Origin of the sequence: Pseudomonas sp. S11P7, from assembly GCF_023195435.1 — a bacterium.
Taxonomy (GTDB): domain Bacteria; phylum Pseudomonadota; class Gammaproteobacteria; order Pseudomonadales; family Pseudomonadaceae; genus Aquipseudomonas; species Aquipseudomonas fluorescens_G.
The window spans coordinates 4572510-4597568 of sequence record NZ_JALPKS020000002.1; the positions used below are offsets into that span (position 1 = coordinate 4572510).

A 25059-nucleotide genomic window follows, 5' to 3' on the forward strand; every position below is an offset into this window, starting at 1 on the left:
CCACTATTGATCTGAATGATTAAAGGTCAAAAGCCAGGCAAAAAAAATCGCAGCCGGTTGACTGCGATATTCATGGTTCAGCTCAGCGCTTTCTCGATCGCGGCAATCACGGATGGATCATCCGGCGCCGTACGCGGCGAGAACCGCGCCAGGACGCGGCCATCCTTGCCGAGCAGAAACTTCTCGAAATTCCAGGTGATGTCGCCAGGAAATTCGGCGCCCTCGCCCGCCAGCAGACGGTACAACTGATGACGCTCGTGGCCGTTGACTTCGAGCTTGCTCGACAACGGAAACGTCACGCCATAGTTGAGTTTGCAGAATTCCTGAATCTCTTGCTCCGAGCCCGGCTCCTGTCCGGCAAACTGATTGCACGGCAGGCCCAGCACGCTGAAGCCTTTGCCTTTGTATTGCTGATACAGGTTTTCCAGCGCCGCGTACTGAGGGGTCAAGCCGCATTTGGAGGCGACGTTGACCACCAGCACGACTTGGCCCTTGAACGGCGCCAGCGGTAGCTCCTGACCATCCAGGGCTGTCAACTTAAGGTCGTGAAAAGCACTCATGACGAACTCCAGGATTCTCTGTTCTTCTCGAAACAGCCACTTGGCGTGACCACCAAGGACAGCCGCGGACTAAAAAGGCGCCCGCAGGCGCCTCTCCAGTACTCGAAGCTTAGCGCAGAAAATCAGTGGTGATGGCCACCTTCGCCATGGACGTGACCATGAGCGATTTCTTCCTGGCTGGCATCACGGATGTCGACGATCTTCACCTGGAAGTTCAGACGCTGGCCGGCCAACGGGTGGTTACCGTCGACAGTCACGTCGTCGCCATCGAGGTCACGGATGGTGACGATCTGCATCTGGCCGTCCGGCGCCGAAGCGTGGAACTGCATGCCGACTTCCAGCTCGTCGACGCCTTCGAACATGCTGCGGCTCAGGGTGCTGACCAGCTCGGCGGCGTATTCGCCGTAAGCATCTTCCGGCTCGACGGATACTTTCAGCTCGTCGCCGACAGTCTTGCCTTCCAAGGCTTTTTCCAGGCCCGGGATGATGTTGCCTGCGCCTTGCAGGTAGACCAGCGGAGCGCCGCCGGCGGAGCTGTCGATGACCTCACCAGCGTCGTTGGTCAGGGTATAGTCGATGGAGACAGCCTTATTGGCGGCGATCAGCATGGGGCGAGACCTTTTGCATAAGAATATAGAAAGGCCAAGTTTAGCGAAGCAATCGCGTGAAAGCGACCACAACCCGGACAAACGGGTTTCGACGATCACGGGCTTTCATCAGGATGAAGAGGGTCATTGGGTGGTCGAACTTTCCTGTGGCCACACTCAGCACCTGCGTCACCAGCCGCCATGGCAATCACGCGCGTGGGTGCTGGACCCGGCGCAACGTATTGAAAAAACAGGTCAACCTTTTGCCTGTGGCTGGTGCGCACAGGGCTCGGTTAGCGATAACCTTGGCGACTGAATTTCGGTAGTCGGCCAGCCATAGGCCGACACCCTTGCATAGAGAATTCCCATGCAAACTTTTTTTATCGCCCCCACCGATTTTGGCGTGGGCCTGACCTCCATCAGCCTCGGGCTGGTGCGTACGCTTGAGCGCGCGGGGCTTAAAGTCGGCTTTTTCAAGCCAATCGCCCAGCCGCACCCCGGCGACACCGGCCCGGAGCGCTCCACCGAGCTGGTGGCGCGCACCCATGGCCTGAAGCCACCGCAACCCCTGGGCCTGGCGCACGTTGAGCGGATGCTCGGCGACGGTCAGCTCGACGAACTGCTTGAAGAAATCATCACCCTGTATCAACAGGCGGCGGTCGGCAAAGATGTGCTGGTTGTTGAGGGGATGGTGCCGACCCGCAGCGCCAGTTATGCCGCACGGGTCAATCTGCATCTGGCCAAGAGCCTCGATGCCGAGGTGATTCTGGTCTCGGCGCCGGAAAACGAAGTACTCGCCGAACTGTCCGGCCGCGTCGAGTTGCAGGCGCAATTGTTCGGCGGCCCGAAAGACCCGAAAGTGCTCGGCGTGATTCTCAACAAGGTCAAGACAGACGAGAGCATGGAGGCTTTCGCCGCACGTCTGAAAGAACACTCGCCGTTGCTGCGCAGCGGCGATTTCCGCTTGCTCGGCTGCATCCCGTTTCAACCGGAACTCAACGCGCCGCGTACCCGCGACGTCGCCGACCTGATGGGTGCGCAGGTGCTCAATGCCGGCGACTACGAAACCCGGCGCATGAGCAACATCATCATTTGCGCACGGACCATGCGCAACACCGTCGAGCTGCTCAAGCCGGGCGTGCTGGTGGTGACGCCGGGCGATCGCGACGACATCATCCTTGCCGTCAGCCTCGCGGCAATCAATGGCGTACCGCTGGCCGGCCTGCTGTTGACCAGCGACACCCTGCCCGATCCGCGGATCATGGATTTGTGCCGGGGCGCGTTGCAGGCCGGCCTGCCGGTGTTGTCGGTGAGCACCGGCTCCTACGACACCGCCAACCTGCTCAATGGCCTGAACAAGGAAATCCCGATCGATGACCGCGAGCGCGCCGAGATCATCACCGATTTCGTCGCCAGCCATCTCGACGCCAACTGGTTACATCAGCGCTGCGGCACGCCGCGTGAGATGCGTCTGTCGCCAGCGGTGTTCCGCTACCAACTGATTCAACGCGCCCAGGCAGCCAACAAGCGCATCGTGCTGCCCGAAGGCAGCGAGCCGTTCACGGTGCAAGCGGCGGCGATCTGCCAGGAACGCGGGATTGCCCGTTGCGTGTTGCTGGCCAAACCCGAGGACGTCGAAGCGGTAGCGCGCGCGCAAGGCATCGTCTTGCCTGCCGGACTGGAGATTCTGGATCCGGACCTGATTCGCGAGCGCTACGTCGAGCCGATGGTCGCCCTGCGCAAGACCAAAAGCCTCAACGCGCCCATGGCCGAGCAGCAACTGGAAGACACCGTGGTGATCGGCACCATGATGCTTGCGCTGGATGAAGTCGATGGTCTGGTGTCCGGTGTGATCAACACCACCGCCAACACCATCCGCCCGGCGCTGCAACTGATCAAGACCGCGCCGGGCTGCACGTTGGTGTCGTCGGTGTTTTTCATGCTGTTTCCCGAAGAAGTGCTGGTGTATGGCGACTGCGTGATGAACCCGCACCCAAGCGCCAGCGAGCTGGCTGAAATCGCCCTGCAAAGCGCTGACTCCGCTGCGGCGTTCGGCATTACGCCGCGTGTGGCGATGATCAGCTATTCAAGCGGCGAATCGGCCAGCGGCGAAGAAGTTGAGAAAGTCCGCGAAGCCACCCTGCTCGCTCACGAGCAACAGCACTCACTGCTGATCGACGGCCCGCTGCAATACGACGCTGCCGCCAACGCCGAAGTGGCCCGGCAACTGGCGCCGAACAGTCAGGTCGCCGGGCGCGCCACAGTGTTCGTGTTCCCGGATCTGAACACCGGCAACACCACGCACAAAGCGGTGCAGCGCAGCGCCGATTGCGTCAGCCTCGGGCCAATGCTGCAAGGCCTGCGCAAACCGGTGAACGATCTGCCGCGCGGCGCGCAAGTCGATGACATCGTCTACACCATCGCGCTCACCGCGATTCAAGCCGCCAACCGACCTATGGATGTGTAAATGCTGGATTTTCTCCCTGCACCCGTGCGCGGCGTGATCGCCTCGCTGCTGTTGGCACTCAATACGATTCTGCTGTGCTCGTTCCTGTTCTGCGTGGCACTGGTCAAGGCGTTGCCGTTCGCCTTGACGCAACGCATCGCCGGGTGGTTGATGAGCCACACCCACGAAGCATGGATCAGCAACAACAAAGGCTGGATGAACCTGGTCCGCCGCACCCGCTGGCACATCAGCGGCCTGCAAGGTCTGGATTATCAGCACTCGTACCTGATCACCAGCAACCATCAGAGCTGGGTCGATATTCTGGTCCTGCAATACGTGCTCAACCGCCGAATTCAGCCGCTGAAATTCTTCCTCAAGCAGGAGTTGATCTGGGTGCCGGTGATCGGTCTGGCCTGGTGGGCGCTGGGCTTTCCGTTCATGAAACGCTACTCCAAAGCCTACCTGGCCAAGCACCCGGAGAAGAAAGGCAAAGACCTGGAAACCACGCGCAAGACCTGTGCGAAGTTTCGGAATAACCCGGTGGGGATTTTCAACTTTGTCGAGGGCACGCGCTTTACCGAAGGCAAGCATGCGCAGCAACAGTCACCGTTCAAATACCTGCTCAAGCCCAAGGCCGGCGGGATTGCCTTCGTGCTGGATGCGATGGGCGAGCAACTGGAGTCGATCGTCAACGTGACCATCCACTACCCGGCTGGGCGCCCGGGGTTCTGGGACCTGCTCAGCGGCAACGTGCGCGATGTGGTGGTGCACTTTGAAGAACTGAAGATTCCGCCGTCCTTCATTGGCAAGAACTACGACCAGGACGGCGAGTACCGTTTGCAGTTTCAGGGCTGGATCAACCAGCTGTGGCTGGACAAGGATGCGTTGCTGGAACAACTGCACCGCGAGTATCCAAAGCGTTAGAGATGATCGTTCCCACGCTCTGCGTGGGAATGCAGCCCGGGACGCTCCGCGTCCCTGCCGAAGCGGACGCGGAGCGTCCAATGAGGCATTCCCACGCGGAGCGTGGGAACGATCACCGAAGCGTTAACGATCACCAAGAACAAAAAAACCCGCCGATGACTGCTCACCGGCGGGCTTTTTCTTGCAGCTTGAAGCTAAGAGCTTGCCGCTGTCTTTTGCTTAGATGGCGCCGCGTTTACGCAGCAGCTCCAGCACTTGCTTGACGCTTTCTTCCAGACTCAGCGACTGCGTGTCGATCACCAGATCGGCATTCAGCGGCACATCGTACGGGAAGGATTCGCCCGGGATGTTGTCGCCGCCAGCAGCGTACAGACCTTGCGGGTCACGCTCGGCGCACACGGTTGGCGAGGCCTGCACGTAGACCGTCAACAAACGCTCCTTGCCGATCAGTTCCCTGGCCTGCTCGCGACCTTCGGCGCTTGGCGCAACGAACGCAGCCAGGGTCAACAGGCCCGCTTCGTTGAACTGACGCGCCACATGCGCGGCACGTCGCCAGTTCTCCGTACGCCCGGCGCGATCCTGCGGCAGGCCTTTATTCAGGTCCTGGCGCAGGTTCTGCCCATCCAGCACGAACACCGCACGGCCCATGTCGAACAGCTTACGCTCGACCGCATACGCCAGGGTACTCTTGCCCGCGCCCGACAGGCCGCTGAACAGCACCGTGGCAGGTTGCTGGCCAAAGCGCTGGGCACGTTCTTCAGTCGCCACGTGGGCCAGTTTGCCGTGGTGCGTGGCGGTGCCATGCGTCACGGGTTGCGCGACGATCATGCCGGCGCCGACGGTGCCGTTGGTCAACCGATCAATGACGATAAACGCGCCGGTGGTGCGGTTGCTGTCGTAACCGTCGAGGGCGATCGGCGCGTCGAGCGCGATCTTGACCTTGCCGATTTCGTTCAGCTGCAACGCGCTCGCCGGGCCTTCTTCCAGGGTGTTCACGTCGACCTTGTTGACGATGCTGGCAATCGAGCCCGGCACGTAACTGGTGGCGCGTTTGATGTCGTACTTCTTGCCCGGCAGCATCGGCTCTTCGGCCATCCATACCAGCATCGCTTCGAAACTGTCGGTGACCGGCGGCACGTTGTCGGCATGCACCAGCAGGTCGCCACGGGAAATGTCGATTTCGTCTTCCATGGTCAGCGTCACCGCCTGACCGGGACCTGCGTGTTCCAGCTCACCTTCGAAGGTGACGATGGATTTGACCCGGCTGCTCTTGCCCGACGGCAACACGACGACTTCGTCGCCCTTGTGCACGATGCCGCTGGCCAGCGTACCGGCGAAACCACGGAAGTTCAGGTTCGGACGGTTGACGTACTGCACCGGGAAACGCAGATCGCTGAAATTGCGATCGCCCGCCACTTCCACGGTCTCGAGAATTTCCATCAGCGACTGACCGGTATACCACGGCGAGCGCTCGGACTTGTTCACCACGTTGTCGCCCTTGAGGGCGGACATTGGCACGAAGTGCATGCTGGTCGGCTTCATTTTCAAGCCTTCGGCGAACTTCAGGTAGTCAGCCTTGATCGACTCGAACACACCTTCGTCAAAGTCCTTCAAGTCCATCTTGTTGATGGCGACGACGATGTGTTTGATGCCCAGCAGGGAGGCGATGAAGCTGTGGCGACGGGTCTGTGTCTGCACGCCGTAACGGGCGTCGACCAGAATGATCGCCAGGTCACAGGTGGAGGCACCGGTGGCCATGTTGCGGGTGTACTGCTCATGGCCGGGGGTATCGGCGATGATGAATTTGCGCTTGGCGGTCGAGAAATAGCGATACGCGACATCAATGGTGATGCCCTGCTCACGCTCGGCCTGCAGACCGTCGACCAGCAACGCCAGGTCGATGTCGTCACCGGTGGTACCGACTTTCTTCGAGTCGCGGGTAATCGCTTCGAGGTGATCTTCGTAGATCATCTTCGAGTCGTGCAGCAGGCGCCCGATCAGGGTGCTCTTGCCGTCATCGACGTTACCGCAGGTCAAAAAGCGCAGCAGTTCTTTACGTTCGTGCTGGCCCAGGTAGGCGAGGATGTCCTCGCTGATCAAATCAGAAGCATGGCTCATTGCATTCAAGCTCCAAGCTGTAAGCTTCAAGCGGCAAGCTTGTCGGCGTACAGCTAGTCAGAAATTTTGTTGATCAACCCAACCAGCATCCTAGAAAGCTCTCGGGTCTCCATAATCCAATTTTCAGCCAGTGGTTCTGCGATGTAAGCGATATCTCGGCCTATCAGGATCTGGGTGCGCAGCTCTCCACAAGAAGCTTTCGCAATCCAAAGAAAATGAACCTTTTCTTTGCAACTCCGACGCTCCATGCCTTCAGCAATATTGGAAGGCACTGAAAGTGCAGAACGGGTGATCTGATCCTTGAATCCAAAATCCCCGCACCGCGCAAACTCTTTGAAAATCCTCACCGCCAGACATTTGCTTCGCTGCCATACAACCAGTCTCTCGAAATCCATTACGAGTCATCCGATTCCGGCTCGCAGCAACCGGCTGCAAGCGCCAGACTGCAAAGCTACGCATACCGCCTTTAACTTGCAGCTTGCCGCTTGTAACTCGAAGCTTAAAAGTAACCTTGACGTTTTTTGTCTTCCATCGAGCCTGCGCCATCGTGGTCGATGACCCGGCCCTGGCGCTCGGAAGTTCGCGTCAGGAGCATTTCCTGAATGATGTCCGTGAGGCTTTCGGCCTCGGACTCCACGGCGCCCGTCAACGGGTAGCAGCCAAGGGTGCGGAACCGCACTTTCTTTTTGACGATGCGCGCCTTGTCCTCATCGGACAGGTGCTCGAGGATGCGCTCGTCGTCGATCATGATCAGCGTGCCGTTCTTCTCGATCACTTCACGCTCGGCGGCGAAGTACAGCGGCACAATCGGGATGCCTTCGAGGTAGATGTACTGCCAGATGTCCAGCTCGGTCCAGTTCGACAACGGGAATACACGGATGGATTCGCCCTTGTTGACCTTGCCGTTGTAGACGTTCCACAGTTCCGGACGCTGGTTTTTCGGGTCCCAGCGGTGCTTGCTGTCGCGGAACGAGTAGACGCGCTCTTTGGCGCGGGACTTCTCTTCATCGCGACGGGCGCCGCCGAACGCTGCGTCGAAACCATGCTTGTCGAGGGCCTGTTTCAGGCCTTCGGTTTTCATGATGTCGGTGTGCTTGGCGCTGCCGTGGGTGAACGGGTTGATGTTCTGCGCCACGCCATCGGGGTTGATATGGGTGATGAGGTCCAGGCCCAGTTCCTCGACCATCTTGTCGCGGAACTTGTACATTTCCTGGAATTTCCAGCGGGTGTCGACGTGCATCACCGGAAACGGCAGTTTGCCCGGGAAGAACGCCTTGCGTGCCAGGTGCAGCATCACGGCGGAGTCTTTACCGATGGAGTACAGCATCACCGGGTTGTCGAACTCGGCGGCCACCTCGCGGATGATGTGGATGCTTTCCGCCTCCAGCTGTTTCAGATGCGTCAGTTTGTCGACCATGGCTACTCACGAAAGCTTTCTTATGAACGGCCAGCGGGCCGTGTTCGAGCGGGGAATCCTAGCACAGCGACCTCTTCTAATCAGGACGCCTGCTAGAACGAAAGGGCATATGAATATGCCCACCAGTTCGGCCATTGCGGCCCCTGTAGGAGTGAGCCTGCTCGCGATAGCGGTGAGTCAGTCACCGCTATGTTGGATATGACAACGCTATCGCGAGCAGGCTCACTCCTACAGGGGAAACGCGGTGTGTCAGATCGGGTTGGGGCAATCGATGAAGATGTGTTCCAGGGCGAAACGTTTCGCCAGATAATCGCCCAGCGCCTGCACGCCGTAGCGTTCGGTGGCATGGTGGCCGGCGGCGATGAAGCTGATATCGTTTTCCCGCGCGCTGTGAAAAGTCTGCTCGGAGGCTTCGCCGCTGATGAACAGATCGACACCCGCCGCAACGCCCTGATCGATGTAACCCTGGCCGCCACCGGTGCACCAGCCGACCCGCCGAATCATCGGGCTGCCTTCAATCAACAGCGGCTCACGCCCCATGATTTCCTGCACCTTGCGGGCGAAATCGCGCGCCGTCATCGGCTCGTTCAGCGAACCGACCAGACCGACGATTTTCGGATTGCTCGGGTCCAGCGGCCCCTCGACGGTGATGTCGAGCTGACGCGCCAATTGCACGTTATTGCCAACGTCCGGGTGCAGATCCAGCGGCAAGTGATAGGCGAGCAGACTGATATCGTGCTTGAGCAGGGTTTTCAAGCGGCGCTGCTTCATGCCGGTGATGCAGGGGTTTTCGCCTTTCCAGAAATACCCGTGATGCACCAGGATCAGATCGGCCTCGGCCTCGACGGCGGCATCGAGCAAGGCCTGGCTGGCGGTGACGCCGCTGACGATGCGCATCACCTGCGGGCGGCCTTCGACCTGCAAACCATTAGGGCAATAATCGGCGATTTTTGCACTGGCCAGGTAACGGTCGGCTTCTTCGACGAGGGTGCTGAGGGCAACGGCCATGAAAGACTCCTAAATATCCCGTTCAGAGGCACGCGCGGCCTCGTATAATGCGCGACATTATGGGCGGTCTGACCCCGCCTGCAACTTTTCCAGGACGTGCTTAATGTTCAAGGCGCTGCGTTTTTTTGGCTGGCCGCTGCTGGCCGGTGTGCTTATCGCTCTGCTGATTATTCAGCGTTACCCCGAGTGGGTCGGGCTGCCGAGCCTCGACGTCAACCTGCAACAGGCACCGCAGACCACCAGCGTGCAACAGGGGCCGGTGTCCTACGCCGACGCGGTGTCCATCGCCGCACCGTCGGTGGTCAATCTCTACACCACCAAGGTCATCAACAAACCGGCGCATCCGCTGTTCGAGGATCCGCAGTTCCGACGCTTCTTCGGTGACAATTCGCCGAAACAGAAGCGCATGGAATCGAGCCTCGGTTCCGGGGTGATCATGAGCCCGGAAGGCTACATCCTGACCAACAACCATGTGACCAGCGGCGCCGACCAGATTGTCGTGGCGCTCAAGGACGGTCGTGAAACCCTCGCTCGCGTGATCGGCAGCGATCCGGAAACCGATCTTGCGGTATTGAAGATCGATCTGAAAAACCTCCCGGCGATCACCGTCGGCCGCTCCGACAACATTCGCATCGGTGACGTCGCGCTGGCTATCGGTAACCCGTTCGGTGTCGGCCAGACCGTGACCATGGGCATCATCAGTGCCACCGGGCGCAACCAGTTGGGCCTGAACAACTACGAAGACTTCATCCAGACCGACGCGGCGATCAACCCGGGCAACTCGGGCGGCGCACTGGTGGATGCCAACGGCAACCTCACCGGCATCAACACGGCGATCTTTTCCAAATCCGGCGGCTCGCAGGGCATCGGCTTTGCGATTCCGGTGAAGCTGGCGATGGAAGTGATGAAGTCGATCATCGAGCACGGCCAGGTCATTCGGGGCTGGCTGGGCATTGAAGTGCAGCCGTTGACTCAGGAACTGGCCGAATCGTTTGGTTTGTCCGGGCGCCCGGGCATTGTGGTTGCGGGGATTTTCCGTGACGGCCCGGCGCAGAAAGCAGGCCTGCAACTGGGCGATGTGATTCTGAGTATCGATGGCGAGCCGGCAGGCGATGGCCGCCGTTCGATGAATCAGGTGGCGCGGATCAAGCCGACTGACAAGGTCACGATTCAGGTGATGCGCAACGGCAAAGAGCTGAAGCTGACCGCTGAAATCGGTCTGCGTCCGCCTCCGGCACCGGTGAAAGAAAAAGAAGAATAAAAGTTTATTCGCGCCAATGGCGCGAATAACAGACATTCTCAACAGGCATGTTATATTGTTTCAATTCTGACAATTGGAACAACATAACATGCCGTCTCGCAAAAAGGCCTCGCTGCTCGGCCTGACCCTTGGATTGCTCTGCGACCCCGCTTTTGCCGATGAGCCGCAGCCGGTTGAGCTCGAAGCGATCAGCGTCGTATCCGATTACGAATCGCCTACCGGTCCGGTCAAAGGCTACCGCGCCACCCGCTCCTCCAGCGCAACCAAAACCGACACCGCGATCCGCGATATTCCACAAGCCATCAGCGTTGTACCGGCCAGTGTGCTCAAGGATCTGGGCAGCAGCAGCGTCGAGCGGGCGCTGGATTTCGCCGGCGGCGTGTCGAAGCAGAACAACTTCGGTGGCCTGACGCTTTACGAATACAGCGTGCGCGGATTCACCACCTCGGAGTTCTACAAGGACGGCTTCAGCGCCAATCGCGGCTACCCGAGCACGCCGGACGCCGCCAACATCGAGCGTATCGAAGTGCTCAAAGGCCCGGCCGCCAGCCTGTATGGCCGAGGCGATCCGGGCGGCACGGTGAACATCGTGACGAAAAAGCCGCAGCCCGAAGCGTTTACGACCCTGCAGACCAGCGCTGGCAGTTGGGATCGCTATCGCACCGCGCTGGACGTCAACACCCCACTCGATGAGCAGGGCGATGTGCTGTCACGCATCAACCTGGCGGTCGAAGACAACCATAGCTTCCGCGATCACGTCGACAGCCAGCGTGTGTTTGTCGCGCCGTCGATCAGTTGGCAATTGAGCCCGGACACTTCGCTGCTGGTGGAAAGCGAGATCGTCCGGCACAGCTCGACCTTCGATCGCGGCATCGTTGCGCCGAACAATAAATGGAGCGGCGTATCACGCTCGACCTTCCTCGGCGAGCCCAACGACGGCAACATCGACAACCACAACAATCTGCTGCAGGCGACCCTCGAACATCACCTCAATGACAACTGGAAGCTGCGCCTGGCCAGCCATTACAAGGAAGGCGAACTCTGGGGCGACGCCTCGGAACAACGGGCGCTGAACGCCGACGGCCTCACCGTCAACCGCCGCTATCGCGAGCGCGACACGAGTTGGCACGACAGCATCACGCAACTGGAATTGCGCGGCCTGTTCGACCTCGGCCCGTGGCAACACGAGTTGCTGCTCGGCACCGAGTACGAAAACTTCCGCAAGAACGAACGCGTCACCACCCTCGCGGGCGGCCCCTACGCCATCGACATCTACGACCCGATCTACGGCCAGGCAAAACCCGACGGCGCCCGCTCGGGCACTGACTTCTTCGAACATGTCGAAACCCATGCGCTGAATGTGCAGGATCAGATCATCTTCACGGACAAGCTGCGCGGGATGATCGGCGCGCGTTTCGAACATTTCGATCAGCACATCGACGATCACAGCCGCAACGCGACCAGCAACCAGCGTCACGATGCCCTCACCCAACGCGCGGGCCTGCTTTATCAACTGACACCGAGCACCGGCCTGTTCGCTAACGCCTCGACCTCGTTCAAACCCAACAATGGCCTCGATGCGGCCGGCAAATCATTCGACCCGGAAGAAGGCGTCGGCTACGAGATCGGCATCAAGAACGAATTGTTCGACGAGCGCGTGAGCAGCACCCTCGCCTTCTTCCACATCGACAAGGAAAACGTCCTCGCCCTCGACCCGGGCACCGACACCAGTCGCGCCATGGGCAAGGCGCGCAGCCAGGGCTTCGACTGGCAAGTGAGCGGGCAAGTGACCGATGCGATGCGGGTCATCGGCGCGTTCGCCTACATCGATGCCGAAGTGACCAAGGGCGACGCGACGATTCCCACCGGCAGCCGCATTCTCGGCGTGGCCAAACGCAGTGGCAGCCTGCTCGGCGTGTATGAATTTCAGGATGGCCACCTGCGCGGCTCGGACCTTGGCGCAGCGTTCACCTATGTCGGCGACCGCTCGGGCGAATCCGGCAGCGATTTCGAGTTGCCGGCCTATCACACCGTCGACCTGCTCGCCCATTACAAGGCCAGCGACAACGTCACGGTCGGCCTGAACCTGAACAACCTCTTCGACGAGAAATATTACGAGCGCTCGTACAGCAACTACTGGGTCAACCCCGGCGAGCCGCGCAACTTCACTGTCAGCCTGACACTCAACCTGTAAAAGGACGTCACCATGCAATACGGCAAAACCCTCGTACTGATCGCCGCCCTGTTCGCCAGTCAGGTTTCGGCCCACGGTTTGTGGACCGAACAGCGGCGCGGCAACATTGAAGTGGTCTACGGACATGGCGCCGAAGACAACGCGTTCAAAGCGCAAAAGATCAGCGGCGCGTGGGCCTATGATGCGGGCGGCAAAATGATCCCGGTCAGCGTCGAGCGCCTGGCAGATCACGCGCGCCTGAAACCGTTGAAGTCACCGGCGGTAATGGCCGTCGCCCTGAACAACGGCATGTGGTCGCAAACGGCCGACAAGAAGTGGGTCAACCAAGGACGCAGCAAAGTACCGGGCGCAATCGAGGCGACCGAGACATTCAAATACAGCCTGGCGATTTATCAGCCCGGCGCGAAGTTGCCGAAGCTTGACCAGATCAAACTGTTGATCCTGCCGGAAGTGGATCCGCTGACCGTCGGGCCGGGCAACTCATTGCCGGTGCGGGTATTGCTCGATGGCAAACCGGCGGCCGGGGTCAAGTTGATAGGCGACTATCGCAGCGCGCCGAACACGCCGAGCACGGAGACCGACAAGGACGGCCGTGCGCAGGTGCTGGTAAGGAATGAAGGGTTGAATGTGATTGCGGCGCAGGTTGAAGTGCCGGTGAAGGACAGTGCGGATGTGGACAGTCGCGGGTTGTTCACATCGCTGACATTCCTTGGCGAGCCGCATCACGAATAAAAGCACCCTCACCCCAGCCCTCTCCCGGAGGGAGAGGGAGCCGACCGAGGTGTCTGGCGGGATACGTCGACCTGAGAATCCGAGTCGATTATGGATTCGGTAAAGCCAGATCAGGCACGGTGCAATTCAACAGCATCCCCCAATCAGTCCCCTCTCCCTCTGGGAGAGGGCTAGGTGAGGGACTCTTGCTTTTAGAGGTCGCCGAGACCGTCGATCAACGCCTGATTCTGCTCCGGCGTGCCAATCGAAATCCGCAAAAACTGCGCAATCCGCTCCTGCTTGAAGTGCCGCACGATCACGCCCTGCTCACGCAACCTGGCCGCCAGCCCCGCCGCGTCGTGCTGCGGGTGCCGGGCGAAGATGAAGTTTGCCGCCGAGGGCAGTACTTCAAAGCCCTTGGCCTGCAACTGCGCAACCACCCATTCGCGGTGCTCGATGACCAAACGGCAGGTCTTGTCGAAATACTCGCGATCTTCAAACGCCGCCGCCGCGCCGACATTTGCCAGGCGATCCAGCGGATAGGAGTTGAAGCTGTTCTTGATCCGCTCCAGCGCCTCGATCAGATCGGGATGCCCGACCGCCAGCCCCACCCGCAGACCGGCCAGCGAACGCGATTTGGACAGCGTCTGCGTGACCAACAAATTCGGATAGCGAGCCACCAGACTGATCGCCGTCTCGCCGCCGAAGTCGATATACGCCTCATCGACCACCACCACCGAATCCGGGCTGGCCTGGAGGATTTGCTCGACCGCCTCCAGCGCCAGCAGGCAGCCGGTCGGGGCGTTCGGGTTGGGGAAAATGATCCCGCCGTTGGGTCTGGCGTAGTCGGCCGGGTCGATCTGGAACTGCGCGTCCAGCGGCACTGCGTCGAACTGGATGCCGTACAGACCGCAATAGACTGGATAGAAGCTGTAGCTGATGTCCGGGAACAGCAGCGGCTGATCGTGCTGAAACAGACCGTGGAAAATGTGCGCCAGCACCTCATCCGAACCGTTGCCGAGGAACACCTGATTGCTTTGTACGCCGTAGTAATCGGCCACGGCATTTTTCAGCAGATCGCTGTTCGGGTCCGGGTACAGGCGCAGGTTATCGTTGAGTTCGGTCTGCATCGCCGCCAGGGCTTTTGGCGACGGGCCATAGGGGTTTTCGTTGGTGTTGAGCTTGACCAGTCGGGTCAGCTTCGGCTGTTCGCCCGGCACATACGGCACCAGATCCTTGACGAACGGGCTCCAGAATTTACTCATGCTCATTCCCCCTGCCCTTTCAGAAAGTCCTGATCTTTGATGCGGTATTCGGCGCTGCGCGCGTGCGCGCTGAGCGATTCGCCACGGGCCAGTACCGAAGCGGTTTTACCCAGCTCGGAAGCACCGGCCTCGGAGCAGAAGATGATCGACGAACGCTTCTGGAAGTCATACACGCCCAGCGGCGACGAGAATCGCGCGGTGCCGGAGGTCGGCAGCACGTGGTTCGGACCGGCGCAGTAGTCACCCAGCGCTTCGGAGGTGTGACGGCCCATGAAGATCGCCCCGGCGTGACGGATCTGCGGCAGCCAGGCTTGCGGATCAGCGACTGACAATTCCAGGTGTTCCGGGGCGATGCGGTTGGCGACCTCGATGGCCTGGGCCATGTCGTTAACCTGAATCAGCGCGCCGCGGCCGTTGATCGAGGTCTCGATGATGGTCGCGCGGTCCATGGTCGGCAACAGTTTGTCGATGCTGGCGGCGACCTTGTCAAGGAATTCGGCGTCCGGGCTGACCAGGATCGCTTGCGCGTCTTCGTCGTGCTCAGCTTGGGAGAAAAGGTCCATGGCAATCCAGTCCGGATCGGTCTGACCGTCGCAGACCACGAGGATTTCCGAAGGGCCGGCGATCATGTCGATGCCGACCTGACCGAACACATGGCGTTTGGCGGTGGCGACATATATGTTGCCCGGGCCCACCACCTTGTCGACTTTAGGCACGCTTTCGGTGCCATACGCCAATGCCGCAACGGCTTGCGCGCCGCCGATGGTGAACACGCGGTCAACCCCGGCGATGCACGCGGCGGCCAGCACCAGCTCATTGATCTCACCGCGCGGCGTCGGCACGACCATCACCACTTCGGTAACGCCAGCCACTTTCGCCGGAATTGCGTTCATCAGCACCGACGATGGGTACGAGGCTTTGCCGCCCGGTACATAAAGGCCGGCGCGATCCAGTGGCGTAACCTTCTGGCCGAGCACGGTGCCGTCGGCTTCGGTGTAGCTCCAGGAATCCTGCTTCTGTTTTTCGTGGTAGCTGCGCACCCGGGCGGCAGCCTTTTCCAGCGCTTCACGCTGGGCCACAGTGATGCGGGTCAGGGCCAGTTCCAGGCGCTCACGCGGCAGGATCAGGTCTGCCATCGAGGCGACTTCAAGGCCATCGAATTTCTGGGTGAACTCGACCAGCGCCGCGTCACCGCGCTCGCGCACAGCCTTGATGATGTCCAGCACCCGCTGATTGACCGAGTCGTCAGACACACTTTCCCAGCTCAGCAGATGATCCAGATGATGCGCGAAATCCGGGTCAGCAGCGTTGAGTCGGCGAATTGCAGTCGGTGCGGTCATAGCGAGAGCCTCATAGGAATTGGCAAAAACTCAGGCGCCCGAAACTAACATTCGATCCGCTTGGGCACCTGAGAATTCTGGCTATGAGGCGGATAGACGGCGCGGCCTCGGGCCGCGCTGGTAGATCAGCCGCGGTGTCGCGATTCCACTGCGTTGCGCAGGGTATCGATCAACGCCTGGATTCGGGCGTGCTGCATTTTCATCGAAGCCTTGTTGACCACCAGACGCGAGCTGATCGTGGCGATCAGTTCCTGGGGTTCCAGGCCATTGGCGCGCAAGGTGTTGCCGGTGTCGACCACGTCGATGATCTTGTCGGCCAGACCGATCAGCGGCGCCAGCTCCATCGAGCCGTACAGCTTGATGATGTCGACCTGACGGCCCTGCTCGGCGTAATAACGCTTGGCAACGTTGACGAACTTGGTCGCCACGCGCAGACGGCCCTTGGGCTCGGCAGCGCCGATCTTGCCGGCGGTCATCAGTTTGCACTGGGCAATCTGCAGATCCAGCGGCTCGTAAAGGCCCTGACCGGTATATTCCATCAACACGTCTTTACCGGCCACGCCGAGGTCGGCCGCGCCATGCTCGACATAGGTCGGCACGTCGGTGGCCCGCACGATCAGCAGACGCACATCGTCCTGGGTCGTGGGGATGATCAGCTTGCGGCTCTTGTCCGGATTCTCGGTCGGCACGATGCCCGCTTCAGCGAGAAGCGGCAGAGTGTCGTCAAGGATGCGGCCCTTGGACAGTGCGATGGTCAACATGGGAAACGTCAGTCCTTATCAAGGTACTCATGCCCGGTCGCAATCGGCGCCGAACACACATCGAGGGTGCGCACACCCTCGACTCGAAACGAATTCAGTGGACACGTCCGTGTGTCCCGATGCAGCAATCAGCCCGGAACGCGACGGATCTTGGCGCCCAGCATCTGCAGTTTTTCTTCGATGCACTCGTAACCACGGTCGATGTGGTAGATGCGGTCGATCAGCGTATCGCCTTCGGCGACCAGCGCCGAGATCACCAGACTGGCCGAAGCACGCAGGTCGGTGGCCATGACTGGCGCGCCCTTGAGCACTTCAGTACCGGTGACGATGGCGGTGTTGCCCTCGACCTGGATTTTCGCGCCCATGCGGTGCAGTTCGTACACGTGCATGAAACGGTTTTCGAAGATCGTCTCGATCACCGCACCGGTGCCTTCGGCAATGGCGTTGAGCGAGATGAACTGCGCCTGCATGTCGGTCGGGAACGCCGGGTACGGCGCGGTACGCACGTTGACCGCTTTCGGACGCTTGCCGTGCATGTTCAGCTCGATCCAGTCTTCACCGCAGGTGATTTCTGCGCCGGCTTCACGGAGTTTTTCCAGAACGGCTTCGAGGATGGTCGGATCGGTGTCCTTGACCTTGACGCGACCACCGGTCACGGCGGCGGCAACCAGGTAGGTGCCGGTTTCGATACGGTCAGGCATGACCTTGTAGAAAGCCGAACCCAGACGCTCGACGCCATCGATGGTGATGGTGTCGGTACCGGCGCCGGAAACCTTGGCGCCCATGGCGTTGAGGAAGTTCGCCAGGTCGACCACTTCAGGTTCACGGGCGGCGTTCTGCAACACGCTGCGGCCCTTGGCCAGAGCAGCGGCCATCATGATGTTCTCGGTACCGGTCACGCTGACGGTATCGAAGAAGAAGTGCGCGCCACGCAGGCCGCCTTCAGGCGCCTTGGCCTTGATGTAGCCGCCTTCGACGTCGATGACTGCGCCCATGGCTTCGAGGCCACGGATGTGCAGGTCAACCGGACGCGAACCGATGGCGCAACCGCCAGGCAGTGCCACTTCGGCTTCACCGAAACGGGCAACCATCGGGCCCAGTACCAGGATCGACGCACGCATGGTTTTCACCAGTTCGTACGGCGCGATCAGGGTCTTGATGGTGCGCGGGTCGATTTCGACGCTGAGTTTCTCGTCGATCACCGGCTCAATGCCCATGCGACCGAACAGCTCAATCATGGTGGTGATGTCGTGCAGGTGCGGCAGGTTGCCAACGGTCACCGGGCCATCGCACAGCAGCGTGGCCGCCAGGATTGGCAGAGCGGAGTTCTTCGCGCCGGAAATGCGGATCTCGCCATCAAGACGCGCGCCACCGGTAATAATCAATTTATCCATTAGTATCTCGACGCCCTAGGGCTCAGGTGCGCTCGGCCCAGGCCGCGCGGCTGAAAAATTTCATGGTGACCGCGTGGATGCTGCCATCAGCGATCCATGGGTTCAAATGGGCATAGACCTGCTGCTGACGCTTGACCGGGCTCAACGCCGCCAGTTCATCGCTAATCACGTTCAGCTGGAAGTTGCAGCCTTCGCCTTCAACTTCTACCTGAATTCCTGGCAGCTTCCCTTCAAGGAAGTTTTTCACTTCTACGGCCTGCATGCTCAACCTCAATCGGCGCCCTGTGCGCACGGGTCGGACATCATACAAAAAAGCCCCGCGCCTGCGAACCCCGCAATGCAGGACTCTGACGGGGGGCTTTTGTTGCAGATGCGGGATCAGTGTGGCGCGAACAGCTCGGTCAGCTCGCTGACCTCGGCAATTTCGCGCATGTCTTCCGGCATGGCGCGAATGCTGACCGCCTTGCCGGCTGCCTGTGCATCGCGCATGAAGCACAGCAGCAACGACAGGCCGACGCTGCTGGACTTCTTCACCGCCGAGCAATCGATGACCAGCGAGTTCGCCTTGCTCGACTTGATCAGCGCCTGGCCTTCCTTTCTCAGGTCCGGCCCGGTGCGATAGTCCAGCACGCCACTGAGCAGAAGCTCGTCGACATCACTCATACGCACGGCCGCCTCACTCATTGCGCTGGCTTCGCAGCAGCTTTGTCGGTTTCCTGCTTGGCCTTGGCCACTTCACCGGCCCAGCCATCGATGGTCTTGTCCAGATCGTTGCCATTGCGCTGCATCGCATCAGCGAACTGATCACGGAACAGCTTGCCGATGTTGATGCCGTTGATGATCACGTTGCGCAGTTTCCACTCGCCGCCGATTTTTTCAAGCGTGTACTGCACCGGATAGATCGCGCCATTGCTGCCCTTGACGGTCATGTTGACGCTGGTGCGATCGCCCGATTCGTCTTTGGCCGGGTCAACGGTGATGCCCTGGTTGTTGTACTCAAGCAACGCGTTACCGTAGAACTGGAACAGGCCGCGCTTGAAATTCTCCTGAAAGCGCGTCATTTGCTCAGGCGTAGCCTTGCGCGAATACTTGACGGTCATGATGCTTTTGGAAATGCCCTCGGCATCCACCACCGGGCCGACAATGTTGTTCAGCGCCGTATAGAAATCCTGCGGATCCTGCTTGTACTTTTCCTTGTTGGCCTGCAAGTCGGCCAGCATCCGGTTGGTGGTGTCCTGAATCAGATCGTGTGCCGATTGCCCAGGTGCTGCGTTAGCCATCAACGGCAGGGCCGCGAGCAACACCAACAGGCCACGTCGCAAGGTAGAGATCATTCAAAAGCTCCTCATTTGGCGTCTTTGCTAACGGTATTGAGCAGGAATTTACCGATCAGGTCTTCCAGTACCAGTGACGACTGCGTGTCGTGGATGGTTCCACCGTCTTTCAATTGGGTGTCTTCGCCGCCGACACTGATGCCGATGTACTTCTCGCCCAGCAGACCCGCGGTGAGGATAGACGCTGTGGAGTCAACAGGCAGGTTGTCGACCTTCTTGTCCACTTGCAGCGTGACCCGACCGGTGAAGCTGTCGCGATCCAGATCGATGGCCGTGACCTTGCCGATGGTCACACCGGCCATGGTCACTTTGGCTCTGACCGTCAAACCGGCGATATTGTCGAAATACGCATAAAGTTTATAGGTATCGGTGGACGAAGTCGGAGACAGGCCACTGACCCGCAAGGCGAGCAGCAGCAAAGCCAGGATCCCTGCCAGCAGGAACAGGCCGACACCGATTTCCAGGGTGCGGTTTTGCATCAGAAATCTCCAAACATCAAAGCGGTCAGAATAAAGTCCAGGCCGAGCACTGCCAGCGAGGCAAACACTACGGTCTTGGTGGTGGCACGACTGATCCCTTCGGAAGTGGGCTCACAGTCATAGCCTTGGAATACGGCGATCCAGGTGACGACGAAGGCGAAAACGATACTTTTGATGATGCCGTTGAGCACATCACTGGTGAAGGTCACGCTGTTCTGCATGTTCGCCCAATACGAGCCTTCATACACACCAAGCCAGTCGACCGCCACCCACGAACCGCCCCAGATACCCACCACGCTGAAAATCATCGCCAGCACCGGCAGGGAAATGAAACCGGCCCACAGACGCGGGGCGATGATGTACTTGAGCGGATCGACGCCGATCATTTCCAGGCTCGACAGCTGCTCGGTGGATTTCATGTTACCGATCTCGGCGGTCAGTGCCGAACCGGCACGCCCGGCGAACAACAGCGCGGTCACCACCGGCCCCAGTTCACGCAACAAGGTCAGGGCGACCATTTGCCCGACCGCCTGCTCCGAGCCGTAGCTCGACAGAATGCTGAAGCCCTGCAACGCCAGGACCATACCGATGAAAATCCCCGAAACGACGATGATCACCAGCGACATGACGCCGACTGAATGCAGTTGCTTGACCAGCAGACTGAAACCACCGCTGATACCGCCGCGCCCCAACAGGGCGTGAAACAGGAACAACGTCGCGCGGCCGAATACCGCAACGGCGTCGATGGCCGTCTCGCCGAATCGGCGCACGCGCTCTAATAATGAAATTCTGCGCATCAGCGCTTCCCCAGAAGATCTGCGCGGTAGTCCGTCGCTGGAAAATGGTACGGCACCGGGCCATCGGGATCGCCGGTCATGAACTGGCGGATGCGTGGCTCGTCCGAGTTCATCAACTCGTCCGGAGTTCCCTGCCCCAGCACCTGGCCGTCACCGACTATATAAAGGTAGTCGGCAATGCTCGCAGTCTCGGCCAGATCGTGGGAGACCACGATACTGGTGATCCCCAGCGCATCGTTGAGCAGGCGGATCAGGCGGACCAGCACGCCCATGGCGATCGGGTCCTGACCGACGAACGGTTCGTCGTACATGAGAATCTGCGGATCGAGCGCAATCGCCCGCGCCAGCGCCACACGGCGCTTCATGCCGCCCGACAGCTCGTCCGGCATCAGCTCGATGGCACCGCGCAGCCCCACCGCCTGCAATTTCAGCAGGACAATGTCGCGGATCATTTCTTCCGGCAACTCGGTATGCACGCGCAGAGGGAAAGCCACGTTCTCGAAGACATCGAGATCGGTGAACAGCGCGCCGCTCTGAAACAGCACGCCCATGTGCTTTCGCGCATCGAACAGATCGCTGCGCGACAGCGTCGGCAGGTTCTGGCCGTTGACCCAGACTTCGCCACTGGCCGGACGCAACTGCGCGCCCATCAACCGCAACAGCGTGGTCTTGCCACACCCGGAAGGCCCCATGATGCCGGTGACCTTGCCGCGCGGGATGCGAATATCGACGTTATTGAAAATGCTGCGCGCACCGCGCTTGAAGGAGACTCCCTTCAGCTCGACCGCGTAGGCGTTATCGGCACTCATCTAAACTCCTTGCGATGCAGCCTCTCACTCGGACGCCTGTCTTTGGTTAAAAAGTACATACATCCCGGGCAGGCCGAACTGGCGGCGAACTATATCACTGCAAAGGCCACGCGCCCAAGGCTTGTGCCAGCCTGTATTCGGCGATATGACAGGTCTGCAGCGGCTTTTCCCGGCTTTTGGTAACGGGGAATGACAAAGCACGACGAACTTGCGTGAGGCTTTGCCACATAACCGCTATAATCGCCGCCTTTTCATCGGGCTATACGATTTCTGACATGAGCCAATCCAGCGACCTGATTCAATCGGCACAACGCACCATCCGCCTCGAAATGGAAGCCGTACAAGGCTTGCTACCCCATATCGACGCCGATTTCGTACGCGCTTGCGAGATGATTCTGGCCAGTAAGGGCCGTGTGGTCGTGGTCGGCATGGGCAAGTCCGGGCACGTCGGCAACAAGATCGCCGCGACCCTGGCCAGCACCGGCACCCCGGCATTTTTTGTGCACCCGGCTGAAGCCAGTCACGGCGACATGGGCATGATCACCCGCGATGACGTGATCCTCGCCCTTTCGAACTCCGGCTCAACCAATGAAATCGTCACGCTGCTGCCGCTGATCAAACGCCTGGGCATCCAGCTGATCAGCGTCACCGGCAACCCGCAATCGCCACTGGCGAAGGCCGCCGAGGTCAATCTCAACGTGCACGTCGAGCATGAAGCCTGCCCGCTGAACCTGGCACCGACCTCTTCGACCACCGCTGCACTGGTCATGGGTGACGCACTGGCCGTGGCCTTGCTGGAAGCCCGCGGCTTCACCGCCGAAGACTTCGCCTTTTCCCATCCGGGTGGAGCCCTCGGTCGCCGCTTGCTGCTGAAAGTCGAAAACGTCATGCACGCCGGCCAGGAGCTGCCGCAGGTACAACGTGGCACTTTGCTCAAGGACGCGCTGATGGAAATGACCCGCAAAGGTCTGGGCATGACCGTGATCCTGGAAGCCGACGGCAAGCTCGCCGGAATCTTTACTGACGGCGACTTGCGCCGCACCCTGGATCGCGCCATCGACATTCGCAGCGCCACCATCGACCAGGTCATGACCGCACACGGCAAGACCGCGCGCCCGGAAATGCTCGCTGCCGAAGCCCTGAAAATCATGGAAGATCACCGAATCAACGCACTGGTCGTCGTCGACGAGGAGGACCGCCCGGTAGGCGCCTTCAACCTCTCCGATCTGCTGCGCGCAGGAGTCATGTAATGAGCAACGAACTGCTGCAACGCGGCAAGGCAATCAAACTGGCGGTTTTCGATGTTGACGGCGTCCTCACCGACGGGCGCCTGTACTTCCTGGAAGACGGCAGTGAATTCAAGACCTTCAACACCCTCGACGGTCAGGGCATCAAGATGCTGATGAACGCCGGCGTGGAAACTGCCATCATCAGCGGTCGCAAGACGCCGGTGGTTGAGCGCCGGGCGAAAAACCTCGGCATCCCGCACCTGTTTCAGGGCCGCGAAGACAAACTGGTGGTACTCGACGGTCTGCTCGAGCAACTGGGCCTAAGCTATGAACAGGTCGCCTACCTCGGTGACGACCTGCCTGACCTGCCGGTGATCCGCCGTGTCGGTCTGGGCATGGCGGTCGCCAACGCCGCCGATTTCGTCCGCGAGCACGCCCACGGCGTGACCCGCGCCCGTGGCGGCGAAGGTGCCGCCCGCGAATTCTGCGAATTGATCCTGCGCGCCCAGGGCCGCCTCGATGCGGCCAATGCCGCGTACCTGTGAGCCAAGCCATGTTCAGTAAAAAATTTCGCAACTTCCTGCTGTTCGGCTGCATCGCGGCGATTTTCGCCGCGGTCGGCTACTGGAACATCAGCCCGGAACGCTTTCTCGACAAGCCGCCGGTCTCGGCCGCCGAAAATCCGATCGACTGGTATGCAACCAATACGCATACCATCCAGTACCTGCCCGACGGCAAGGTGCAGTACGAGATGACGTCGGACAAGGCCGAGCACGTCAAGGCCACCGACATCACGCTGGTGACCAAACCGGATCTGAACATGTATCGCGGTACGGATTTTCCGTGGCACGTGACCAGTGAGCGCGGCGAAGTGAATTCCGGCGGCACCGAAGTAGAACTGATCGACTCGGTGCGCGTGAAGCGCACCGACGAAAAGAAACGCGACACCCTGATCACCAGCACTCGCATGACCGTATTCCCGCAGCAGGAATATGCGCAGACCGCGCAACCCGTTAGAATCGAGGGCGCTGGCGGTGTGTCGACTGGCGTCGGAATGAAAGCGTACCTGAAGGACAGCAGGATACACCTGCAATCGAACGTAAGAGGACAGTATGAGGCTCGTTAAAACCCTCCCTATTTTGCTCAGTCTGGGCGCAGCACTGGGAAGCGTGAGCGCCTGGGCTCTGCCGAACGATCAGCAGCAACCTATCCGCATTCAGGCCGACGACGCCCAACTGGACGACAAGAACGGCATCGCTACCTACAAAGGTGATGTGATCATCACTCAGGGTTCGATGATCGTCAAAGGCAACACGGTGACCATGACTCGTGCGCCGAACGGCGATATCGACGTTGTGACCTCCGTGGGCAACCTGGCTTACTTCGAGCAGCTGCAAACCCAGGGCGACGCCAAACCAGTACAAGGCTACGGCGTGACGATCCAGTACCACGCCCAGCAAAACCGCGTCGTGCTGATCGACAAGGCCAAGGTCGTCGACAAGGACGGCAACGTGACTCAAGGCGAGAAAATCGTCTATGACACCGTGAAGAAACTCGCCAGCGCCGGTCGCGCTACCGGCAGCAAGGTCACCGAGGCGCGTCCGCGCATCGACATGGTGATCCAGCCGAAGAAGAAAACCGACGAGAAAACCCAGTAATGGCAACTCTGAAAGCTCAGCACCTGGCCAAGGCCTATAAAAGCCGCCAGGTCGTGCGGGACGTCAGCCTGTCGATCGACAGCGGCCAGATCGTCGGCCTGCTCGGCCCGAACGGTGCCGGCAAGACCACCTGCTTCTACATGATCGTCGGCCTGGTGCAGGCCGATCAGGGCCGCGTACTGATCGACGACCTGGACGTCAGCCACCAGCCAATGCACGGCCGTGCCAAGGCCGGTATCGGCTATCTGCCGCAAGAAGCGTCGATCTTCCGCAAACTGTCGGTGGCCGACAACATCATGGCCATCCTCGAGACCCGTCAGGAACTCGACAAGGCCGGCCGTCGCAAAGAGCTGGAAAGCCTGCTGCAGGAATTCCACATCAGCCACATTCGCGACAACCTCGGCATGAGCCTGTCGGGTGGTGAGCGGCGCCGGGTGGAAATTGCCCGCGCACTGGCCACCGCGCCGAAATTCATCCTGCTCGACGAGCCGTTCGCCGGTGTCGACCCGATCTCGGTCGGCGACATCAAGCAAATCATTCATCATCTCAAGGCCAAGGGCATCGGTGTATTGATCACCGACCACAACGTGCGTGAGACGCTGGATATCTGCGAAACCGCTTACATCGTCAACGACGGTCAACTGATCGCCGAAGGTGACGCCGAGACTATCCTGGCCAACGATCTGGTCAAGGAAGTGTATCTGGGTCACGAGTTCCGCCTGTAAGCGCGAGCCGTTGGGTGAGCTGCGCGGGTGCTGTATCGATCA

Annotated in this window: 27 protein-coding genes; 11 read left to right on the forward strand and 16 right to left on the reverse strand. The window is 60.1% G+C overall.

Annotation, left to right across the window (positions count from 1 at the left end; translation table 11 throughout):
* Window positions 1-77: 77 nt before the first annotated feature.
* Together M0746_RS21145 and M0746_RS21150 are read right to left on the reverse strand one after the other, a co-directional pair.
* Window positions 78-560 carry a glutathione peroxidase gene (locus M0746_RS21145; RefSeq protein WP_208938714.1) on the reverse strand — a complete coding sequence of 161 codons (483 nt, stop codon included), beginning with the start codon at window positions 558-560 and terminating at the stop codon, window positions 78-80.
* Window positions 561-682: 122 nt separating this feature from the next.
* On the reverse strand, window positions 683-1168 hold the full coding sequence (locus tag M0746_RS21150) for an FKBP-type peptidyl-prolyl cis-trans isomerase (RefSeq protein ID WP_203420772.1): 486 nt from the start codon (window positions 1166-1168) through the stop codon (window positions 683-685).
* Between M0746_RS21150 and M0746_RS21155 the strand changes: the two genes are divergently transcribed.
* From M0746_RS21155 to M0746_RS21165, 3 genes are read left to right on the forward strand one after another with little or no spacing between them, the layout of a single operon-like run.
* Window positions 1137-1463 (forward strand): DUF3565 domain-containing protein, encoded by a 327-nt coding sequence (locus M0746_RS21155; RefSeq protein ID WP_208938716.1) that lies wholly within the window; start codon window positions 1137-1139, stop codon window positions 1461-1463. The two genes, M0746_RS21150 and M0746_RS21155, sit on opposite strands and share 32 nt — an antisense overlap.
* A gap of 51 nt (window positions 1464-1514) precedes the next feature.
* A complete protein-coding gene (pta, locus tag M0746_RS21160) occupies window positions 1515-3614 on the forward strand; it encodes a phosphate acetyltransferase (protein WP_093104641.1) in 2100 nt (699 codons plus the stop codon).
* The gene (locus M0746_RS21165) at window positions 3615-4517 is read left to right on the forward strand and encodes an acyltransferase (protein ID WP_208938718.1); all 903 of its coding nucleotides are present in this window, start codon (window positions 3615-3617) and stop codon (window positions 4515-4517) included.
* Window positions 4518-4736: 219 nt separating this feature from the next.
* Here the strand turns inward: M0746_RS21165 and cysN are convergent, their stop codons facing one another.
* The 4 genes from cysN to M0746_RS21185 all read right to left on the reverse strand — a co-directional run bounded on the left by cysN (window position 4737) and on the right by M0746_RS21185 (window position 9060).
* Window positions 4737-6635 (reverse strand): sulfate adenylyltransferase subunit CysN, encoded by a 1899-nt coding sequence (cysN, locus tag M0746_RS21170; RefSeq protein ID WP_258450484.1) that lies wholly within the window; start codon window positions 6633-6635, stop codon window positions 4737-4739.
* Window positions 6636-6688: 53 nt separating this feature from the next.
* Window positions 6689-7030 carry a four helix bundle protein gene (locus M0746_RS21175; protein ID WP_039759341.1) on the reverse strand — a complete coding sequence of 114 codons (342 nt, stop codon included), beginning with the start codon at window positions 7028-7030 and terminating at the stop codon, window positions 6689-6691.
* Between the two features lie 104 nt (window positions 7031-7134).
* Window positions 7135-8052, reverse strand: coding sequence for a sulfate adenylyltransferase subunit CysD (gene cysD / locus M0746_RS21180; protein ID WP_007912374.1), 918 nt, complete (start codon window positions 8050-8052; stop codon window positions 7135-7137).
* Between the two features lie 249 nt (window positions 8053-8301).
* Window positions 8302-9060 carry a Nif3-like dinuclear metal center hexameric protein gene (locus M0746_RS21185; protein ID WP_258450485.1) on the reverse strand — a complete coding sequence of 253 codons (759 nt, stop codon included), beginning with the start codon at window positions 9058-9060 and terminating at the stop codon, window positions 8302-8304.
* 103 nt (window positions 9061-9163) lie between these two features.
* Between M0746_RS21185 and algW the strand changes: the two genes are divergently transcribed.
* From algW to M0746_RS21200, 3 genes are all read left to right on the forward strand, one after another.
* Window positions 9164-10321: a Do family serine endopeptidase AlgW gene (gene algW, locus M0746_RS21190; protein ID WP_258450486.1), complete on the forward strand. Its 1158-nt coding sequence runs from the start codon at window positions 9164-9166 to the stop codon at window positions 10319-10321.
* 88 nt (window positions 10322-10409) lie between these two features.
* Window positions 10410-12515, forward strand: a complete 2106-nt coding sequence (locus tag M0746_RS21195; RefSeq protein ID WP_258450487.1) for a TonB-dependent siderophore receptor — start codon at window positions 10410-10412, stop codon at window positions 12513-12515.
* Between the two features lie 12 nt (window positions 12516-12527).
* Window positions 12528-13247, forward strand: coding sequence for a DUF4198 domain-containing protein (locus M0746_RS21200; protein ID WP_258450488.1), 720 nt, complete (start codon window positions 12528-12530; stop codon window positions 13245-13247).
* A 191-nt stretch (window positions 13248-13438) separates the two neighbouring features.
* Here M0746_RS21200 and hisC read toward each other — a convergent pair whose 3' ends face one another.
* The 10 genes from hisC to M0746_RS21250 all read right to left on the reverse strand — a co-directional run bounded on the left by hisC (window position 13439) and on the right by M0746_RS21250 (window position 21405).
* Window positions 13439-14491: a histidinol-phosphate transaminase gene (gene hisC / locus M0746_RS21205; protein ID WP_258450489.1), complete on the reverse strand. Its 1053-nt coding sequence runs from the start codon at window positions 14489-14491 to the stop codon at window positions 13439-13441.
* Window positions 14492-14493: 2 nt separating this feature from the next.
* Window positions 14494-15831 (reverse strand): histidinol dehydrogenase, encoded by a 1338-nt coding sequence (gene hisD, locus M0746_RS21210; RefSeq protein ID WP_206415486.1) that lies wholly within the window; start codon window positions 15829-15831, stop codon window positions 14494-14496.
* A gap of 125 nt (window positions 15832-15956) precedes the next feature.
* The gene (gene hisG, locus M0746_RS21215) at window positions 15957-16592 is read right to left on the reverse strand and encodes an ATP phosphoribosyltransferase (RefSeq protein WP_007967226.1); all 636 of its coding nucleotides are present in this window, start codon (window positions 16590-16592) and stop codon (window positions 15957-15959) included.
* A 128-nt stretch (window positions 16593-16720) separates the two neighbouring features.
* Window positions 16721-17986, reverse strand: a complete 1266-nt coding sequence (gene murA / locus M0746_RS21220; protein WP_007912385.1) for a UDP-N-acetylglucosamine 1-carboxyvinyltransferase — start codon at window positions 17984-17986, stop codon at window positions 16721-16723.
* A gap of 22 nt (window positions 17987-18008) precedes the next feature.
* On the reverse strand, window positions 18009-18248 hold the full coding sequence (locus tag M0746_RS21225) for a BolA family protein (protein WP_258450490.1): 240 nt from the start codon (window positions 18246-18248) through the stop codon (window positions 18009-18011).
* A gap of 116 nt (window positions 18249-18364) precedes the next feature.
* Window positions 18365-18670 (reverse strand): STAS domain-containing protein, encoded by a 306-nt coding sequence (locus tag M0746_RS21230; protein WP_258450491.1) that lies wholly within the window; start codon window positions 18668-18670, stop codon window positions 18365-18367.
* On the reverse strand, window positions 18667-19320 hold the full coding sequence (locus tag M0746_RS21235; RefSeq protein ID WP_258450492.1) for an MlaC/ttg2D family ABC transporter substrate-binding protein: 654 nt from the start codon (window positions 19318-19320) through the stop codon (window positions 18667-18669). Before M0746_RS21235 ends, M0746_RS21230 begins: the two co-directional genes overlap by 4 nt.
* 11 nt (window positions 19321-19331) lie before the next feature.
* Window positions 19332-19799, reverse strand: a complete 468-nt coding sequence (mlaD, locus tag M0746_RS21240; RefSeq protein WP_016771673.1) for an outer membrane lipid asymmetry maintenance protein MlaD — start codon at window positions 19797-19799, stop codon at window positions 19332-19334.
* Window positions 19799-20596 (reverse strand): lipid asymmetry maintenance ABC transporter permease subunit MlaE, encoded by a 798-nt coding sequence (gene mlaE / locus M0746_RS21245; protein WP_208938727.1) that lies wholly within the window; start codon window positions 20594-20596, stop codon window positions 19799-19801. The genes mlaD and mlaE overlap by 1 nt, the downstream gene beginning before the upstream one ends.
* A complete protein-coding gene (locus tag M0746_RS21250) occupies window positions 20596-21405 on the reverse strand; it encodes an ATP-binding cassette domain-containing protein (RefSeq protein ID WP_090281786.1) in 810 nt (269 codons plus the stop codon). Before M0746_RS21250 ends, mlaE begins: the two co-directional genes overlap by 1 nt.
* A gap of 275 nt (window positions 21406-21680) precedes the next feature.
* Between M0746_RS21250 and M0746_RS21255 the strand changes: the two genes are divergently transcribed.
* The 5 genes from M0746_RS21255 to lptB are packed head-to-tail and all read left to right on the forward strand — an operon-like array spanning window position 21681 to window position 25017.
* Window positions 21681-22655 carry a KpsF/GutQ family sugar-phosphate isomerase gene (locus M0746_RS21255; RefSeq protein ID WP_090281785.1) on the forward strand — a complete coding sequence of 325 codons (975 nt, stop codon included), beginning with the start codon at window positions 21681-21683 and terminating at the stop codon, window positions 22653-22655.
* Window positions 22655-23179: a KdsC family phosphatase gene (locus M0746_RS21260; protein ID WP_090281784.1), complete on the forward strand. Its 525-nt coding sequence runs from the start codon at window positions 22655-22657 to the stop codon at window positions 23177-23179. Before M0746_RS21255 ends, M0746_RS21260 begins: the two co-directional genes overlap by 1 nt.
* Window positions 23180-23187: 8 nt before the next feature.
* Window positions 23188-23760, forward strand: coding sequence for an LPS export ABC transporter periplasmic protein LptC (gene lptC, locus M0746_RS21265; RefSeq protein ID WP_258450493.1), 573 nt, complete (start codon window positions 23188-23190; stop codon window positions 23758-23760).
* Window positions 23747-24292, forward strand: a complete 546-nt coding sequence (gene lptA / locus M0746_RS21270) for a lipopolysaccharide transport periplasmic protein LptA (protein WP_095119478.1) — start codon at window positions 23747-23749, stop codon at window positions 24290-24292. Before lptC ends, lptA begins: the two co-directional genes overlap by 14 nt.
* Complete coding sequence (gene lptB, locus M0746_RS21275; protein ID WP_008085069.1) at window positions 24292-25017, forward strand: LPS export ABC transporter ATP-binding protein; 726 nt, start codon at window positions 24292-24294, stop codon at window positions 25015-25017. The genes lptA and lptB overlap by 1 nt, the downstream gene beginning before the upstream one ends.
* Window positions 25018-25059: the final 42 nt, after the last annotated feature.

Bases quoted from the DNA above. Each gene is read 5' to 3' on its own strand.
- M0746_RS21145 (WP_208938714.1), bottom strand. From the start codon at position 560: ATGAGTGCTTTTCACGACCTTAAGTTGACAGCCCTGGATGGTCAGGAG.
- M0746_RS21155 (WP_208938716.1), top strand. From the start codon at position 1,137: ATGGAGACAGCCTTATTGGCGGCGATCAGCATGGGGCGAGACCTTTTG.
- M0746_RS21150 (WP_203420772.1), bottom strand. From the start codon at position 1,168: ATGCTGATCGCCGCCAATAAGGCTGTCTCCATCGACTATACCCTGACC.
- pta (WP_093104641.1), top strand. From the start codon at position 1,515: ATGCAAACTTTTTTTATCGCCCCCACCGATTTTGGCGTGGGCCTGACC.
- M0746_RS21165 (WP_208938718.1), top strand. From the start codon at position 3,615: ATGCTGGATTTTCTCCCTGCACCCGTGCGCGGCGTGATCGCCTCGCTG.
- cysN (WP_258450484.1), bottom strand. From the start codon at position 6,635: ATGAGCCATGCTTCTGATTTGATCAGCGAGGACATCCTCGCCTACCTG.
- M0746_RS21175 (WP_039759341.1), bottom strand. From the start codon at position 7,030: ATGGATTTCGAGAGACTGGTTGTATGGCAGCGAAGCAAATGTCTGGCG.
- cysD (WP_007912374.1), bottom strand. From the start codon at position 8,052: ATGGTCGACAAACTGACGCATCTGAAACAGCTGGAGGCGGAAAGCATC.
- M0746_RS21185 (WP_258450485.1), bottom strand. From the start codon at position 9,060: ATGGCCGTTGCCCTCAGCACCCTCGTCGAAGAAGCCGACCGTTACCTG.
- algW (WP_258450486.1), top strand. From the start codon at position 9,164: ATGTTCAAGGCGCTGCGTTTTTTTGGCTGGCCGCTGCTGGCCGGTGTG.
- M0746_RS21195 (WP_258450487.1), top strand. From the start codon at position 10,410: ATGCCGTCTCGCAAAAAGGCCTCGCTGCTCGGCCTGACCCTTGGATTG.
- M0746_RS21200 (WP_258450488.1), top strand. From the start codon at position 12,528: ATGCAATACGGCAAAACCCTCGTACTGATCGCCGCCCTGTTCGCCAGT.
- hisC (WP_258450489.1), bottom strand. From the start codon at position 14,491: ATGAGTAAATTCTGGAGCCCGTTCGTCAAGGATCTGGTGCCGTATGTG.
- hisD (WP_206415486.1), bottom strand. From the start codon at position 15,831: ATGACCGCACCGACTGCAATTCGCCGACTCAACGCTGCTGACCCGGAT.
- hisG (WP_007967226.1), bottom strand. From the start codon at position 16,592: ATGTTGACCATCGCACTGTCCAAGGGCCGCATCCTTGACGACACTCTG.
- murA (WP_007912385.1), bottom strand. From the start codon at position 17,986: ATGGATAAATTGATTATTACCGGTGGCGCGCGTCTTGATGGCGAGATC.
- M0746_RS21225 (WP_258450490.1), bottom strand. From the start codon at position 18,248: ATGCAGGCCGTAGAAGTGAAAAACTTCCTTGAAGGGAAGCTGCCAGGA.
- M0746_RS21230 (WP_258450491.1), bottom strand. From the start codon at position 18,670: ATGAGTGAGGCGGCCGTGCGTATGAGTGATGTCGACGAGCTTCTGCTC.
- M0746_RS21235 (WP_258450492.1), bottom strand. From the start codon at position 19,320: ATGATCTCTACCTTGCGACGTGGCCTGTTGGTGTTGCTCGCGGCCCTG.
- mlaD (WP_016771673.1), bottom strand. From the start codon at position 19,799: ATGCAAAACCGCACCCTGGAAATCGGTGTCGGCCTGTTCCTGCTGGCA.
- mlaE (WP_208938727.1), bottom strand. From the start codon at position 20,596: ATGCGCAGAATTTCATTATTAGAGCGCGTGCGCCGATTCGGCGAGACG.
- M0746_RS21250 (WP_090281786.1), bottom strand. From the start codon at position 21,405: ATGAGTGCCGATAACGCCTACGCGGTCGAGCTGAAGGGAGTCTCCTTC.
- M0746_RS21255 (WP_090281785.1), top strand. From the start codon at position 21,681: ATGAGCCAATCCAGCGACCTGATTCAATCGGCACAACGCACCATCCGC.
- M0746_RS21260 (WP_090281784.1), top strand. From the start codon at position 22,655: ATGAGCAACGAACTGCTGCAACGCGGCAAGGCAATCAAACTGGCGGTT.
- lptC (WP_258450493.1), top strand. From the start codon at position 23,188: ATGTTCAGTAAAAAATTTCGCAACTTCCTGCTGTTCGGCTGCATCGCG.
- lptA (WP_095119478.1), top strand. From the start codon at position 23,747: ATGAGGCTCGTTAAAACCCTCCCTATTTTGCTCAGTCTGGGCGCAGCA.
- lptB (WP_008085069.1), top strand. From the start codon at position 24,292: ATGGCAACTCTGAAAGCTCAGCACCTGGCCAAGGCCTATAAAAGCCGC.